The organism is Scytonema sp. UIC 10036, assembly GCF_009725235.1.
Window position 1 is genome coordinate 15,948 of record NZ_WJFC01000083.1, and the last position, 16,005, is coordinate 31,952.

Sequence of the window (16,005 nt, forward strand, 5' to 3'; positions counted from 1 at the left end):
CATATTGACATAATTACTTGTTCTCGAACGACATTCACAGAGCGATCGCAAAGTGTGAAAATAAACAGTATTACGCTACCAAATATCAATCCGCCTCAAATCCTTACCAATGACCAATGACCAATGACTAATGACAAAATTTACTTCGTCTGAAAAATATTTTGCACCATTTTTTTCCCCGAACTTCCTGCCGCATTATCCAATTCTGCCACTTCCCCAGCATCCAACTGCCAACCCAAAGCGCCAATATTGTCCCTTGCTTGCTCCACAGATTTTGCTCCAGGGATCGGGATAGTTCCTTTACTAATACACCAATTGATTGCCACTTGCGATATAGTTTTGTTTCTTGCCTCCGCTATCTCTCGCAAACAAGCCAATAATGGACGAATTCCTGGTAATAACTGCCTAAATAATAAACCACGAATCCCTTTAGGAAAAGGACCCTTTTCTGAATATTTTCCTGTCAATAATCCTAATGCCAAAGGGCTGTAGGCAATCAATTTGATTCCAAGCGCATCACACGTCTCTTTCAATCCCAGTTGAGTGACAGGATAGGTAGATAACAGCGAATACTGAACTTGTAAGGTTGAGATTGGCACTCCTCGCTCTGCAAATCTTTTATATACCCATTGCAGCCATTTGGGACCATAGTTCGATAAACCGACTCCTCTAACAAGCCCTTGTTCGTAAAGATCGGCAAGTCCATCTAAAAGTGCGCCCTCTTGCCAAGGAGCATAATTTGCTGTAGACCAATGCATTTGTACCAAATCCACATTTCTTCCCAAGCGTTGGGCTGAGGACTGACAAGCAGACACCATCGATCGCCGTGTCAATCTCCACGGATAAGCAGCAAGTTTTGTGGCAATGCAAATATCGTTTTTGTTTGAACCCACATACGCCTGGGAAAACCGTCCCAAAAGTTGTTCGCTTCGCCCGTTTAATCTCCCTGTTCCGTAAGAATCTCCCGTATCAAATAAGGTTACGCCATGACTTACGCAAAGGTTAAAAACATTTTGTAACTGACTATCCATACTTTCATCGTATCCCCAGAGCAAGCGGTTACCCCATGCCCAAGTTCCACAACCCATAAATGGAAGGGAGAGTTCATGCGTCATTTTATACTCGTCCTTTACAGAAGCTTCTTCAAAAGTTCATCGTAAGACAACCTAGTCAAGAAGATTGGTATCCATAATATGACATATTCACTATTTATTCTCTAACCAAAAGCCAAAATTGGCACAATTGTCTCAATATATGCGTCTACCTTACCAAGCGTGCTCCGTATTTTTCAGTTTCCCATGCAACAACAAATGCGTCAGCTTGAATCAACAAATATCCTCCCTCAATTCTTTAATAAGCATAAATGCTTGTAAACTATAAGATTGGTGGGTTGAATCGGGGACGCACGCGATGGGGTGTGGTTAGTTACAGCATTTTATAAAGCTATGAAATTGACATCACGTTTCATGAGTCAAGGTTGGCGGCGAATAATCAAATCTCTTTTCCCCCTCCTTGTTGTACTCTCGTTCGCTACGGTACTACTAATAGATAGTTTGACTCCCACATTGGCACAACTTCCACGTCATGAAATTCGTGGAGTTTGGATGACTAATAACGATTTCAATGTCATGAGGGATCGTTCTAAAGTACAGGATGCGGTAACTCAATTGCGGAAGTTGAACTTTAACACTATTTATCCTGTCGTATGGAATTCCGGCTATGTCATGTATCCCAGTGCTGTGGCAAAACGTGAGGGGATTCAGCCTTTTGTCTTGAAAGGCAATGATGGACGTGATATACTTGCAGACCTGATTGCCCAAGCGCACAGTCAAGGTTTGTTTGTGATTCCCTGGTTTGAGTTTGGATTCATGACTCCAGAAACATCAGAGCTAGCTTTGAATCATCCAGATTGGCTGACTCAAAAGCGTGATGGCAGTCAAACTTATGTTGGCGCGGCTGGTGAAGTCGCATGGCTCAATCCATTTCATCCAGAAGTACAGCAATTTATCCGCGATCTTGTACTGGAAATTGTTACCCAATATGATGTCGATGGCATTCAGTTTGACGATCACATGAGTTTGCCCTCGGAGTTTGGCTACGATAAATATACAGTTTCACTGTACAATCAAGAAACCAAAAACAATCCTCCCAGCAATTCTCAAGAACCATTGTGGTTGCGCTGGAGAGCAGATAAAATCACGGCGTTTATGGTACAGCTCAATCAAGCTGTAAAAGAGAGAAAACCAAACGCAATTTTTTCAGTTTCTCCCAATTACTACGACTTTGCATACAAGTTACACCTGCAAGACTGGCTCACTTGGGTACGCATGAATATAGTAGACGAACTGATCGTGCAAGTTTATCGCCCCAATCTGGACAGTTTTATCCAAAAGATTTCCCGCCCGGAAATGCAAGAAGTGCAACAAAAGATTCCAACAGGAGTCGGGATTATGGCAGGGTTGCGAAATAATCCAGTTCCCATAAAACAAATTAAGGCTCAAGTGCGGGCTGTTCAAGAACGCGGTTTGGGTGTCGCCTTCTTCTACTTGGAAAGTTTGTGGAATTATGCTCCCGAACCTACTGCACAAAGACTGGCTGGGCTTCAAAGCTTGTTCCCCTATCCCGCACTCCGCGCTAGGGCTGAAGTCCGTTCAGTAAGCACAACCGAGATTAACACTGAACCCGAACCAGTCATCAGTAACCAATGACAAATGACAAATGACAAATGACAAATAATTAGGGCTGAATTTTCACTAAGCTTGCGGCTTTTGTTGCTTTTTCTCTGGCTTGTTGCACGTTCTCTCCTTTGGCTAAAGCAACTCCCATCCTTCTATAAGGATGGGCATTTGGTTTACCAAATAGTCTAATATCTACGTCTTTATCTGCTAGCGCTTCGGCTACACCAATGTAGTTTATACTGTCTGAAGGTTCGGTAGCTAAAATAACGGCACTAGCAGAAGCACCTAATTGTTCTATGTTGGGTATGGGTAAGTCTAAAATTGCTCTCAAGTGCAGTTCAAATTCGTTGAGGTTTTGCGAGATTAATGTCACCATACCAGTATCGTGGGGTCGGGGGGACAGTTCGGAAAAGATAACTTCATCTTTCGTAATAAAAAACTCAACACCAAAAATTCCCGCACCACCTAACGCATCAGTGACCTTTTTGGCTATTTCCTGCGCTTCTAATATCTTTGTTTCTGTCATTTCTGCTGGTTGCCAAGATTCTTGATAGTCTCCTCTTTCTTGGCGGTGACCTATAGGAGAACAAAAAATCGTTGGGGAATTCCATTGTTTTATTGTTAGCAATGTAATCTCAAGTTCAAAGTTAATAAATTCTTCGACAATGACTTTTTGACTGTCTCCTCTAGAACCTGCGATCGCATAATTCCACGCTTTCTCTACTTCGCTTTTGTCACGCACGGTAGACTGTCCTTTGCCTGACGATGACATCACGGGTTTGACAACATTGGGAAATCCAATTTTGTTGGAAACTGCTATCAATTCTTCTAAGGTTGTTGCATAACCGTATCTAGCAGTCCGAATCCCTAACTCTTGATGTGCTAATTCTCTAATTCTGTCACGATTCATCGTATAGTTAGTGGCAGCCGCAGTCGGAATGATTGTTATTCCTCGTTGCTCAAATTCGAGAAGTTTTTCTGTTCTAATGGCTTCAATTTCTGGTATAATAAACTCAGGCTGATGTTTGACGACAACAGCTTCTAGATCGTCAGGGTTGAGCATCGAAATAACTTCATTAGCATCTGCAACTTGCATTGCTGGAGCATTGGGATAGCGATCGACAGCAACAACATAATTGCCAAGTCGTTTGGCTGCAATAACAAATTCCTTACCGAGTTCTCCCGAACCTAGCAACATTAATTTTTTTGGCAGCTTGATGGAACTCATGGTTTTTTCCTAGCTATATCGCTTCAGTATCTTGAACAATTTAGACTTGAGTCATAATGAATAAACTCTGTGAGTTACACTCTATAGTACTGGGGCTAACTTCACATCGGTATGCCAACACAGGCTCATTATGCTAATCTGCCAAAATCTTGAATGCTCAAACCCGTTTAACTTCGATGGTAACAAATTTTGTACTAGCTGCGGACAAAGTCATTTTAGCAACCTCCTGAGACATCGGTACTATGTGAAGAGATTGTTAGGGGAAGGGGGTTTTGGCAGAACATATGCGGCAGCAGATGTTGACAGATTGGATGCGCCCTGTGTTATCAAGCAATTTTTCCCACCCATACAAGGAACAGCACGTATTAAATCGGCAGAATTGTTTAAGGAAGAAGCCAAGCGACTTTATGAACTTGGAGAAGATCATCCTCAAATTCCGAGGTTGCTTGCTTACTTTGAACAAAGTACAAGTTTGTATCTCGTACAGGAATTTATCGAGGGACAAACTCTCTTACAGGAAGTTCGACAACATTCCTTTGAAGAAAGTCACATTCGAGACATTTTATTGGATTTATTACCAGTTCTGCAATTTATCCACGAACGTAACGTTATCCATAGGGATATTAAACCGGAAAATATCATTCGCCGCAAAAGTGATGGCAAACTCATATTAATTGATTTTGGCGGTGCTAAACAAGTCACTCAAACGACTTTAAAACCAGGTACGGTTATTTATACTCCCGGTTATGCGCCTGTAGAACAGATACAAGGATATGTCTGTGCAGCTAGCGATTTATACGCTTTGGGTGTAACTTGCGTGCGTTTGTTAACTCAATGTTTGCCTGTAGCAGATGTATCGGGAAATTTCTCAGACAATCTCTATGATGCTTACAATGCTCAATGGTTGTGGCGGGAACGTTTACAGGAAAAAGGTGTTAGCATTAGCACCGAGTTAGAGCAAATTTTGGATAAGTTGCTGCAACATTTTGCTAAAGATAGGTATCAATCTGCTGAAGAAGCTTTACAGCATTTGAATGGTAAACAAAAATCTGAATTAAAATCCTTTGAATTTTGTGTCGTTAATGTAGATGCACGAGGGCAAGAAATTAGTTGCGATCGCCACAATGCAAACTTTTTTGTTCAAGCCTTGGGGAATGGAGTGACTTTAGAAATGGTGGCAATTCCTGGTGGTAGTTTTATGATGGGATCGCCGGAAAATGAGGGGTTTCATGATGAATATCCGCAGCATCTCGTAACAGTAGAACCTTTTTTCATGAGTAAATTTCCCATAACTCAAGCACAATGGCAAGCTGTTGCAGCTTTACCTTCTATTAATAAACAATTAAATCCAGATCCATCAGATTTTAAAGGTGCAAATAGACCAGTGGAAAATGTCTTGTGGTATGATGCACAAGAATTTTGTGCAAGACTATTGCAAACCACTAAACGCAATTACCGTTTACCTAGTGAAGCGGAATGGGAATATGCTTGTCGTGCTGGCACTACAACACCTTTCCATTTTGGCGAATCAATAACAACCGATCTGGCTAACTATAATGGAGATTATACTTATGTAGGAATTCATACCTTTAAGAAGTCAACAACAGGTAAATACCGCGAGCAAACAACACCAGTAGGCAGCGTTAACGTTGCCAATGCATTTGGGTTATATGATATGCATGGCTTAGTTTGGGAATGGTGTGCCGATCCTTGGCACGATAATTATCTTGGTGCTCCCAATGATGGAAGTGTGTGGGAATCTGACGGAGAGAGCGATCGCTGGGTGCTTCGAGGCGGCTCTTGGTACGATCATCCAGCAAAATGTCGCAGCGCAAATCGTAGTAAAAATGCATCAGGGGGACATGGCAATTGTGGCTTTCGAGTCGTGTTGTCTTCGTTAACTTGAATTGCTATTGAGTCTCAGATCCCCGACTCCCTCGTTCCCAGGCTCAGCCTGGGAATGCCTTACTCGAGGCTCCGCCTCCTTTTGTAACTTGAACAAGATGATGCACAACTTGTCTGATTAAGTCAGTCACGCGAGGCAGAGCCTCGCAGCCTGCGTTCCCAGGCAGAGCCTGGGAACGAGGGACGAGAAATAAAAAAGGTGAGCAATTTGCCCACCTAAAAGGAAGTCGATATTGAGACTATAGAGAATCTCTAAACTAGTTTCAAATCTGGATACTCAGCTAAGATGTCATCAGAGGTGAGGGTGTCGCCAGGAGCTTGTGGAGTCCAAAGTACTTCCATTGCTAGGAGTTGCTCGCCGGGAATACTACCCATAACACGTAAAGCTTGACGCAAATCATCAGCACTGTTAACTTCTGGAAGTTGGAATTTACCCAGTGTTGCAGCTAGTAAGGTAACTATAATATATTCACCAGGACCTTCTGCAATCAACTTGGTGGGATTGTCGAGTTCACCCCCCACAGCAGGTAAAGCATCTTTAGGTGTTGCTCCTTTGAGCTGGTTATTAACGTTAGTGAGAGTTTCTTCACTAAATTTGCTGCGTTCTGCTATTGACAAACGATTAAACTGTGCCTCAGCAGCATTTAAACGTGCTTGTTGCGTCCCTGAACCAGTATAAACCCAGTATTCTGGATGGCGTAACAGGGCGAGGCTTGCTTCTTGTAAAATTTCTGCTCTACCTTCAGGAGAGTTGGTATCAGCCGTTTCAGCAATGTAGTTCAGTTCGTTTTGCAAACCACGGGCGCTCGCTAACAAACCAACTTGCAATTTCGTGACGGAAACATTTGGGTTGCTGCCAACTTCTTCACCACTACCAACGCGTCGGAAGGTTTGGACAAAAAAGTTTGCGATCGCTAGAAATATCAAAACGCTAAACAGAGTACCTAACCCGCCCCCAAACCCAAAAAAGGGAATCAGGAAAGGAAAGCCAAAACCACCACCAGGATAGGGAGCATAGTATCCTCCACCAGGAGGTGCGTAAGTCCGGGGAGATGAGTAAGGACGGCTCGAAGGGACTCTGAAAGAACCACCTCCGATTCTACCTCCGCTAGCGGCTAACGCTCCATTAGCTTGACCGAATGCTAATGCGAACACAAGGCTTAGGAGGAACAGGGATTTTAAAACGGGTTTGATAGCTTGTTGTAGTTTTTTATGCATAATCCAGTCACTTGAAAAACAGTATTGGTTATCTTTTCTCCCAATCCTAATTATGAAGGTCTGTGGGTGACGTCAGCCTGTAGCCTCTAAGGGGTTGTTGGTTTGATAACAAGGTACATTTCCAATGTACTGTCTTACCTCTCAACTCAACAGCAAACCGTGGGTGGATTTCTGGAGTAGATAACCGAACAAGATGGGGATTGGCGATTGGGGACTGGGGACTTGGGATTGGATAGTTATCCTAAATCTACCTGTGGTTGTACATCCTACAGATACTTGTTCTTCACCAGTTATTTTTTTTACTTATTTTTTAAGATTCTAAACTCTTGATTTGTAAGTAAGGTTGGCAATACCCACCTCCCGACTAACGCTGTCCCCTTGGGATGCTGTTGGTGAATGATAGGTCTGACCCCCCACTTCGTTCCCAGCCCGAGGCTGGGAATGCCTTTTCGGGAGGCTCCGCCTCCTGTAGCGATCTGTAAGGCGAGGCGGAGCCTCGCAGCCTGCATTCCCAGGTAGAACCTGGGAACGAGAGAGTACAGATGAGGGGTCTCCTATATAGTTATTCTAAATCGATCCAAGATTTTGGACTTCTTTAAGAAGTCAGAAATTTTACTAATAAAAATAAAATTATTTCTTAATTTTTCTCAAAAATCTAATTAAGAAAGGTAGCTTTTTGGCATTTTGGCATCACATTTCAGTGGTATTCAGATATTCTAAGAACAATAGCCAACCAGCGTAATTTCAACAGGAGTCGGCTGCTGTGTATTTTACAGTCACTGCTAAGTTTTTTGGTTCAAGCCCAAAAAGCAGTTATCCAGCAGCTAACACTCCGATATCAACTGAAGGTCAAGGGATAACTATGTACTCTCGAACTAATCCTTTAGATGGAATAGAATTTTCTCAGGAACCCACTAGACTAATGGTAAGTTTGAGCTAAACGTTACCCAGCAAGCTAAAAATACATTTTTCAATTCTGTTGATAATATTTCGTTTTTCAGCTTTCCTGATGTTGAATTATTCAGATGTCTGATGGAAAATATTTCACGAATAAGTGCTCCCGCTAGAACTAAAGCTGCATCTTACCCGGACATCCTGGTTATATCTCGTTCCTTTCAACCCCAAGAAGGAGGAATTGAGGAGTACATTTACAGTCGTTGTCTGCAAGATCCAGAACGAGTGATTGTTTTAGCCGCTAGTTCTAATGGGGATCGCTTGTTTGATAAAGCTCAACGGTTTCCCATATATCGCTGGCCTATTTCCCGCTTGTGGTGTGGTAGTCTTTTGGGGAATCTAGTGCAAACTCTCCTCAATGTGCTCTGGGCGTTTGTACTAGCGATTAAACTCTACTTTCGCTATCACTACCGCTATATTGAATGGGGTCATGGCTACCATTTTCTTTCTCTGTTGCTCTTAAGCTACCTCCTCCCCGTTCGCTGTTTCATCTACCTACACGGTCAGGATATTCTTGGTCTATCACATCACCCTATATTGCGCCCTCTGTTTGAACTTACACTAAACCGAGTGCAAGGGATTGTGTGTAGCAGTTCGTGTACGCAAAATTTTTTGGCGACTCATTTTAATTTTAAGACACCTACCCATGCCATCAAGCCTGCTGTCAGAGGAGAAAAATTTGGTGTGACAACTCCAGATAGCGTCAGGGATTTACGCGCTAGCCTCCGCTCTGGGTATAAAATTCCAGAGACAGCAGTGGTTATTCTTTCAGTAGGACAGTTGACGAAGCGTAAAGGCTTTGACCGCGTTATTGAAAATTTGACACTCCTGCTAACTTGTGGGATTGACGTATACTACATCTTGTGCGGGCGGGGTTCTTATGAGTCTGAACTGAAATCTTTGGCACATCGCTTGCGGGTACAGGGGCGGGTTCATTTTCCTGGGTACGTTTCAGACCGAGAATTAACAAGTTATTATGCAGCTTGTGATATATTTGCAATGCTAAGTTTATGCGATAATAAGAAACTATCGAGTTTTGGTGGTGGCAGCATGGCTTGCTTGGAAGCAGGTTACTTTGGCAAGCCTGCGATCGCTTCTCATTTGGGAAGTGTCTCAGATATTATCTACCATGAAGACAATGGCATTCTCGTAGATCCCAACTCCGGATACGAAGTTTTCCAAGCGTTTAAGCGTCTTTGTCAGGATCGGAACTTGCGCGAAGCATTGGGGCGCAGAGGGAAACAATTGGCAAGTCGGAAAACTTTAATGCGATCGCTCTATACTCCCGATTCCCAAGGATCGAGTTTTTTAACCTAGCCACCACCCACTATGGTGACGACCTCAATGCGATCGCCTTGTTGAATTTTCGTCTCCGACCAAAACTGTCGGTGTAAAATTTCACCGTTGTATTCTACGGCAACCAAACGGGGATTGAACCCCAATTGTTGGAGTAATTCTGGTAAAGCAGTTTGAGGTAGGCAATTGCGAGTTTCGCCATTCACCTGAAGTGTAATTGGATCAGATATAGGGCTTACCATGTTGTGGTCTCACACGATTTGTCAGTTGAGAGATAAAAAATTGTGTCACCAGGGTGGGTTGTTCCGCTTGTATGAGACTGCGTACCACAGCCACGCGATTTGCTCCTGCATCAATAACGTCATTGATGTTGCTTGTATCGATCCCACCGATAGCAAACCACGGGATAGGACAATTTTTAGCAGCATAGCTGACGTATTCTAACCCAGCTGCTGCCTTGCCCTCCTTTGTAGGAGTTTCATAAACTGGTCCGACGCCGATGTAATCTGCACCATCAGCAATAGCTGCTTGCATTTCTTGTAAATTTGTGGTAGAACGACCTATCAAGCGGTGAGGACCGAGTAATTGACGGGCAACAGCAATAGGTAAATCCTGTTGTCCGAGATGCACGCCATCTGCATCTACTGCCAAAGCCAAATCCACTCGGTCATTGATAATAAAAATAGCACCGTAGGAGCTACACAGCTGCCGCAATTTCTTGGCTTGCTCCAAAAGTTTAGTATCATCGGCTACTTTGTCGCGGTACTGCACCAGAGTCAATCCTCCTTTGAGAGCAGCTTCCACAGTTTCAAGCAACCGTTCGTTCGGGGAGGTGACTAGGTACAGATGCGATCGCAATAAAAGTTGTTGCCTCTCATATCCCATCAGACGACTTTCTAGGGTATAAATACGATAGCGCATCTGCTTAAAAGCTTTCCCCATATTGGGGTTATCAAGCTTGCCGTACTCTTCTAAAACCCTCAACGCTTCTTGCACCCGGCAAAAATTTGCTTGTAACAATGACTTAATGTCCGTGCGTTGTTCCTCTTGAGGGTGAGTCAGTTCCGTTCCGGGGTCATCAGGAGTATTTCGCGCCGCCCGCAATTCGGGGGTGTGCCAGCTTGCCAATTCTTGTCGCTCTTTCTTACATTCCCCAACCAGTTGGGCGCTATTCAAGCCAAACCGACACCATTCCTCAATGATACGCAATCCCTCGCGAGCTCGATCCAGATTGGCATCCAGTATCCGGTAAACAACCTGCTGAATATGTTCCTTTTGGTTATGGGCTTCGACCATTACAACAACCCCATTCGTGCTTTCATCGTAACAGCCAGCCTCTTTCATATTCGTAATATTCTTTGTATTTCAATAAGTTCTTTCTTAAATTACTTTGTATCAACAATCCCCATTTGGTCAACATACGAGTAACATTATGGTCATACTTACGTCTAAAGAAGTATATAAAGTGCTAGTTAGTCAAAGGAGTTTGTAAAAGTGAATTGCCTCCACGTTATGACAAAGCCTTCTTGGACATATACTTTACCAGCAAGATTAATGACTGAGAAACTCAAGTCAAATTCTTTTATTCATGTATCAATGATGTCAGTGCTTCGTTCTTCAATTTTATTATGTGCCGTTAGCATAGGAGTGGCATTTACAGGATTGCTAGATGCAAGCCGAAATGCTGCTCTTGCTCAGCTACCCCCCACCGAAATTCGGAATGGAGGACAACCCGGTGTCAGAACAATGTCTCAGGTAAATGTACTCTTTGTCAACCCAAGTATCGGAGATGACAAAGTAGGAAACGGAGGTGAAAACACTCCTTTCAAAACAATTACTCAAGCACTACAAGTCGCCAGTTCCAATACGGTTATTATGCTCTCAAAGGGAACCTACAGCGTTGAAACAGGAGAAAAATTTCCTTTAGTTCTTAAACCAAATGTATCAATTCAAGGGGACAATCGTAGCAAAGGTCGTGGTATTGTAATTACCGGAGGAGGCAGTTACCTCAGCCGTACCTTTGGAGGTCAAAACGTCACTATTGTGGGTGCAAACCAAGCAAGCTTGACTGGAGTGACTCTCAGCAATCCCAATCCACGCGGTTATGGTTTGTGGATTGAATATAGTAACCCGTTAATTATAGAAAATACTTTTACTGGCAGTACCCAAGATGGGATTATAGTCACAGGCAACAGTGCGCCTGTTATTCGTAATAATTTCTTTTATGAAAATGGAGCAAACGGAATCACAATTTCTGGTTCCTCCCGTCCAGAAGTACGAGAAAACGTATTTCAACAAACAGGTTTTGGCATTAACATTGCTCAAAATTCTCAGCCAGTTATAGTGGGTAACCAGATTCAGTACAATAGAGTTGGCGTAATCGTACAAGCTAAGGCTCGTCCCCTATTGCGAAATAATCTCATTCAGGGTAGCAAAGAAGATGGATTGGTTGCTCTTGCCTTGGCAGTCCCCAATCTGGGAAGCGCTTCCGAACCTGGAAGGAATGAGTTTCGCAACAACACCCGCTACGACATCAATGCCAGTGCTGCCAAAGAAACTTTTCCCGCTTTTGGTAACAAAATAACTCAAACCCGTGTTGCAGGTAAAGTTGATTTGACAGGTAATGTCGCGATCGCAGATGCAACCACACTGAGTCTTGGAGGAGAAGCAAATTATACAGAAACTAGATCTATTTCCTCTGTCCCTGCGTCACCACCTCCCCCTCTCTCTCCCTATACATCTTCCCGCAGTACTCCCAGACAAATCAACAATCAAGTTCTACCATCATCGCCAGAGAATTTTCCACTTTCGGCATCCCCTGTAAACAGACAACCCTTACCTAGAAGCATGAGCACATTCCCACCTAATGTACAGACAGGATATCGAGGGCAACCTTTACCCACTAGAACAATCTTGCGTCAACCAGCACCTTTCCCCAGCCGTACAACTCAACCACCAGTCAATAGTTTTTCAGAAGCTCCACAATCAAACTATAGGCGAATTTCTCCCGATACTATCGAGTTTGTTGCCCCCCAGGCAGATTTCCAAGAGTCAAATACTATACTTGCACCCGCACCAGTGCAAAGAGCAAGATCTCAAGCAGCATCAATGCCCGGTTTAGAAGCAGCCCCTGTCGGCGAGTCAGCCCTTCTACCAGTTCCCAATGCTAATATTCCTATCGGTAACAGTCGCGGTAGGCGAAAAGCACAACCTCAAAACTCTTCAGCAACAGCTTACAACCCAGCATTGGCATCCCCTGCCCGAGAAGGTCAAATTAATTTACGTTACCGAGTTATTGTTGAGATACAGAATGGGAAAGACCAAGAACTAGTAAGATTTCTCGCACCAGGTGCTTTTCGGACTCTCTGGCGGGGACGTGATGTTATGCAAGCGGGCATTTTCAGCACTCGTTACAACGCCGATAGTATGGTGAAAATATTTAACAACAATGGTTTAAGAGCCTCTGTTGAGCCGATAAATTAGGGGGTAGGGAATAGGGGGTAGGGTTGTGTTGAGTGTTTCCTTCTCGTTCTCCATGTGGCAATTCTTGAATTTCTTGGGATATTTTCTCAATGATTTGAGTAATAGCGTACTCCATTACAACGGGTTGCTGAGTAAAGCCACCAGCCGTTTTTTCGATAAAAGAGCGTCTTTGCAAAGATGACAGGGATTCTAGCAATTCACGAGGGGGAACATGAGTCACAAAATCTGTTTGCAAGTTCGATAAGGAAACAGGTTCGCGATTGATGGCAATCCAAAACATAATATCCCGTTCTAAGGAGGAGAGGCGATGGAATTGTTGGTCGAGTAAATCGCGAATATCATCGAAGATGAAGATACCCTGTTGGGAGATTTCTAGAAACTGGGAAATGCTACCATCAAAAAAATCGCGGATAGAAGAGGCGACTATTTTCAGAGCCAGGGGATTGCCACCATAGCGCGAAATTAGGGCTTGCCATTGGGTATCAGAGCCTGTAAATTTTCCTTTAGCATGAAATAATTCTCGCCCTTCTGTTTCTGGTAAACCGGAAAGTTGTAAAGATCGCACGGGTAGATTATCCCCTTCATACTTTGCCAGTCCTTGGGGTTTTTCCCGTGAAGTGAGAATCAAACAACTTTGATGCAAAGTTTCTGCCACACATCGCAACAGTTCTCCGTATCCTTCGTATCCTACCCGATAACGACCCGTGCGATCGCCAGGAAGTAAAATGGATTCAGCATTATCTAGAATCAGCAGACAATGGGAAGAACGTAAATATTTTAGTAACAGCAAGATTCTGCTACTGACGCCATTTGGCAAATTCGTTTCTTGTTGTTCGGATAAAAATTGAATCAGTTCAGTCAAAATATCTTCTGGTGGGGGTGCATTGCGAAGACTGCGCCAAATGACACGCCTCGTATCCTGCATCTCTGAGATTTGTTGCGCTAACTTGACACACAGTGTCGTTTTGCCAATCCCACCCATACCCAGCAACGTTATCAAGCGGCAATTTTCTTGCACAACCCAGTGCTTGACAGTATTTAATTCTTCTTCACGACCATAAAAAGTTGATACGTCAGGTGCTTCACCCCAATCTGCGTTAAGTGGAGGAGATGGGGAGATGGGGAGATGGGGAGATGGGGGGCTTTGGGGAGAAAAAATGGTTTCTCGGTTGCTAGGTTTTGTTCTATCTTTTACCTTCTTTTCGGCAACTTCTTCCCAACTCAGCCCCAGTACCTGGCAATAAGCCTTAAATGCTTCGGCATTAATTGGGTGTTTTCCTGCTAAAAATCTTTTCCAAGTTCCTTCAGAAATACCCACAGCTAGTACTCCCTGTTCTTTCCAATTCGTTCCCAAAATTAGACTAGCTGCTTCCATCCACCTGAAATCATCCACAGACCAACCTTTTTGACTTCTCGCTTGCTTGATTTTTACCAGTCCTTGTTGAGAAGCATTTAATGTAGCCATGTTTTGATTGGGGATTGGGTAACGTTGATAGGTTTTCCTTACAAATCTATCTCTATAGATAGAAATATCAAAATTTCTATGCTTAGCGCAATATCACAGGCACATACTATTGCCAAGATCAATTTCAGTCAGCGCAATGAAACCAAAACTGATCTTGGAGAATTTAAGCTAAGTCATTAAATATGTAGATAAGTAAAGATTTTTATCAAGTCAAGGCATCGCAATACCATTATATTTATTATCATTTTTATTGAAATATGGATTTTCATCCTGGAGAAATCGCAATCCAAAATAAAGCAGGAGTTCGCGAAGAGGCACAACGTTTGTGTCAGACGATTAGCAATATCATCAAGCCAGCAGCTCAAGAGTTTCTCAAGAATCAACAACTAGCAGTTGCAAGTACAGTAGATGCTAACGGAAGGGTTTGGGCTTCGTTATTAACAGGGGATTCAGGTTTTGTTCGAGTCTTAAGCGAACATACAATAGAGATTCATCCTACTTTTTTACCGAGAGATTTACTCAGCCAGAACCTTGCTAGTCATAATACCATTGGTTTGCTAGTCATTGATTTAGCAAACCGCAGGCGCTTGCGTCTCAATGGCAGAGCGAATTTACAATCAGATGGTAAAATTAAAGTTGAACTTAAACAGGTTTTTTTTAACTGTCCAAAATATATCCAATTGCGTTATATAGAAACCGAATTCACACCGTCACTCAAACAACCAGAAATATTCACGAGAGATGCCCTTAGCCAAACTGATGAAAGTTGGATAGCTCAAGCTGATACATTTTTTATTGCTAGCTGTCATCCAGAATTTGGCACTGATGCTTCTCATCGTGGTGGTTTTCCGGGGTTTGTGCAAGTCATAAATAGCCACAAATTGGTATTTCCCGATTATGCAGGAAATAATATGTTTCAAACCTTTGGCAATTTACTTGTAAATCCTCATGCAGGGTTACTGTTTGTCAATTTTGAAAGCGGTGATACACTGCAATTGACAGGGCAAGCAAAGGTGATTTGGGATGCTGAGAAATTAATTGAGTTTGCTGGAGCGCAACGTTTGGTGGAGTTTGATATCGAGCAAGTGGTGGAAAGTAAAAATGCTTGCCCTCTCCGTTGGCGGTTTGGGGAATATTCACCCTTGAATCCGGGTTAAGATTTAAGACTATATGTATTACATAAAATATTATTTTTGTCAAGACCAGTTTTCCAAGTCCGTCTTCGCTGAAAAACTGATCTTTCATTGGGTTACGCGATCGCCTAATTGTAGAAAAGATGAAGTAGCTAGGAGATATCTCCTGCTGTCAGGAAAATCCTGAGATTGATGTGGAGTACATTATGTCCCAATATTCTCGCGATGACTGTATCGAAGCAGTCCCCTTTGGTATGGAGATAAGCACCAAAATTGTGAATTTCGCTGCTTTCGTGAATGCAGCAAGCAGTATCTTTACGCCTTTTCCTTTTAGAAGAACCAGGAAGCAGTTTAGGAAGAATAGAGTCAAAGCAAAGTCTAAGTCTTGGTTACAGAGTACTGAAGAGGATTTAAGGGCAGAAATTAAAGCTTTAAAGCAGGAAAAAGCTGAATTAGAAAGCCTACTGAAAAGGCAGGAAGAAGCAAGGAAACTCCAAATCCAGGAGATACAAATCGAGATTGATTTAAATAAACTTGTACACCAGGTTGCGGAAATTACTCAGACAGATTATTTTCAAAAATTGCAAGCAGAAGTTGAATATTTGCGGAATGCCGATCGCTAGTGCATAACGGCTCTTCCGTACT

General features: G+C 43.0%; 12 protein-coding genes. 6 read left to right on the forward strand and 6 right to left on the reverse strand.

All coding sequences use genetic code 11. The annotated features are described in order from the left end of the window. Positions 1–140: 140 nt before the first annotated feature. Positions 141–1,115, reverse strand: a complete 975-nt coding sequence (locus F7734_RS31720) for an aldo/keto reductase (protein WP_155748535.1) — start codon at positions 1,113–1,115, stop codon at positions 141–143. Between the two features lie 330 nt (positions 1,116–1,445). On the opposite strand from F7734_RS31720, the gene F7734_RS31725 reads away from it, so the two are divergent. Beyond that, entirely contained in the window at positions 1,446–2,708 is a 1,263-nt protein-coding gene (locus F7734_RS31725) for a glycoside hydrolase family 10 protein (protein ID WP_243147196.1), read from the forward strand. 28 nt (positions 2,709–2,736) lie between these two features. On the opposite strand, the gene purT is transcribed toward F7734_RS31725, so the two are convergent. Continuing rightward, positions 2,737–3,906 carry a formate-dependent phosphoribosylglycinamide formyltransferase gene (gene purT, locus F7734_RS31730; RefSeq protein ID WP_155748536.1) on the reverse strand — a complete coding sequence of 390 codons (1,170 nt, stop codon included), beginning with the start codon at positions 3,904–3,906 and terminating at the stop codon, positions 2,737–2,739. A gap of 130 nt (positions 3,907–4,036) precedes the next feature. On the opposite strand from purT, the gene F7734_RS31735 reads away from it, so the two are divergent. Beyond that, complete coding sequence (locus tag F7734_RS31735) at positions 4,037–5,812, forward strand: bifunctional serine/threonine-protein kinase/formylglycine-generating enzyme family protein (protein WP_155748537.1); 1,776 nt, start codon at positions 4,037–4,039, stop codon at positions 5,810–5,812. A gap of 251 nt (positions 5,813–6,063) precedes the next feature. Here F7734_RS31735 and F7734_RS31740 read toward each other — a convergent pair whose 3' ends face one another. Then, positions 6,064–7,029: a DUF1517 domain-containing protein gene (locus F7734_RS31740; RefSeq protein WP_155748538.1), complete on the reverse strand. Its 966-nt coding sequence runs from the start codon at positions 7,027–7,029 to the stop codon at positions 6,064–6,066. 1,032 nt (positions 7,030–8,061) lie between these two features. On the opposite strand from F7734_RS31740, the gene F7734_RS31745 reads away from it, so the two are divergent. Next, positions 8,062–9,300, forward strand: a complete 1,239-nt coding sequence (locus tag F7734_RS31745; protein WP_155748539.1) for a glycosyltransferase family 4 protein — start codon at positions 8,062–8,064, stop codon at positions 9,298–9,300. Here the strand turns inward: F7734_RS31745 and thiS are convergent. Together thiS and F7734_RS31755 are read right to left on the reverse strand one after the other, a co-directional pair. Further along, positions 9,297–9,509, reverse strand: a complete 213-nt coding sequence (gene thiS / locus F7734_RS31750; RefSeq protein WP_166482277.1) for a sulfur carrier protein ThiS — start codon at positions 9,507–9,509, stop codon at positions 9,297–9,299. The two genes, F7734_RS31745 and thiS, sit on opposite strands and share 4 nt — an antisense overlap. Then, positions 9,502–10,623, reverse strand: coding sequence for a thiamine phosphate synthase (locus tag F7734_RS31755; protein ID WP_155748541.1), 1,122 nt, complete (start codon positions 10,621–10,623; stop codon positions 9,502–9,504). Before F7734_RS31755 ends, thiS begins: the two co-directional genes overlap by 8 nt. A gap of 168 nt (positions 10,624–10,791) precedes the next feature. Here F7734_RS31755 and F7734_RS31760 point away from each other — a divergent pair, with 168 nt between their 5' ends. Further along, on the forward strand, positions 10,792–12,762 hold the full coding sequence (locus F7734_RS31760; RefSeq protein ID WP_166482276.1) for a DUF1565 domain-containing protein: 1,971 nt from the start codon (positions 10,792–10,794) through the stop codon (positions 12,760–12,762). On the opposite strand, the gene F7734_RS31765 is transcribed toward F7734_RS31760, so the two are convergent. Next, positions 12,719–14,227 (reverse strand): helix-turn-helix domain-containing protein, encoded by a 1,509-nt coding sequence (locus F7734_RS31765; RefSeq protein WP_243147197.1) that lies wholly within the window; start codon positions 14,225–14,227, stop codon positions 12,719–12,721. The genes F7734_RS31760 and F7734_RS31765 overlap by 44 nt on opposite strands. 257 nt (positions 14,228–14,484) lie before the next feature. Between F7734_RS31765 and F7734_RS31770 the strand changes: the two genes are divergently transcribed. Then, positions 14,485–15,384: a pyridoxamine 5'-phosphate oxidase family protein gene (locus F7734_RS31770; RefSeq protein WP_155748542.1), complete on the forward strand. Its 900-nt coding sequence runs from the start codon at positions 14,485–14,487 to the stop codon at positions 15,382–15,384. Between the two features lie 182 nt (positions 15,385–15,566). Next, positions 15,567–15,983, forward strand: a complete 417-nt coding sequence (locus F7734_RS31775) for a hypothetical protein (RefSeq protein WP_155748543.1) — start codon at positions 15,567–15,569, stop codon at positions 15,981–15,983. Positions 15,984–16,005 lie beyond the last annotated feature (22 nt).

Excerpts from the sequence above, each read along its gene's own strand:
- F7734_RS31720 (WP_155748535.1), bottom strand. The coding sequence starts at position 1,115 with ATGACGCATGAACTCTCCCTTCCATTTATGGGTTGTGGAACTTGGGCA.
- F7734_RS31725 (WP_243147196.1), top strand. The coding sequence starts at position 1,446 with ATGAAATTGACATCACGTTTCATGAGTCAAGGTTGGCGGCGAATAATC.
- purT (WP_155748536.1), bottom strand. The coding sequence starts at position 3,906 with ATGAGTTCCATCAAGCTGCCAAAAAAATTAATGTTGCTAGGTTCGGGA.
- F7734_RS31735 (WP_155748537.1), top strand. The coding sequence starts at position 4,037 with ATGCTAATCTGCCAAAATCTTGAATGCTCAAACCCGTTTAACTTCGAT.
- F7734_RS31740 (WP_155748538.1), bottom strand. The coding sequence starts at position 7,029 with ATGCATAAAAAACTACAACAAGCTATCAAACCCGTTTTAAAATCCCTG.
- F7734_RS31745 (WP_155748539.1), top strand. The coding sequence starts at position 8,062 with ATGGAAAATATTTCACGAATAAGTGCTCCCGCTAGAACTAAAGCTGCA.
- F7734_RS31755 (WP_155748541.1), bottom strand. The coding sequence starts at position 10,623 with ATGAAAGAGGCTGGCTGTTACGATGAAAGCACGAATGGGGTTGTTGTA.
- F7734_RS31760 (WP_166482276.1), top strand. The coding sequence starts at position 10,792 with ATGACAAAGCCTTCTTGGACATATACTTTACCAGCAAGATTAATGACT.
- F7734_RS31765 (WP_243147197.1), bottom strand. The coding sequence starts at position 14,227 with ATGGCTACATTAAATGCTTCTCAACAAGGACTGGTAAAAATCAAGCAA.
- F7734_RS31770 (WP_155748542.1), top strand. The coding sequence starts at position 14,485 with ATGGATTTTCATCCTGGAGAAATCGCAATCCAAAATAAAGCAGGAGTT.
- F7734_RS31775 (WP_155748543.1), top strand. The coding sequence starts at position 15,567 with ATGTCCCAATATTCTCGCGATGACTGTATCGAAGCAGTCCCCTTTGGT.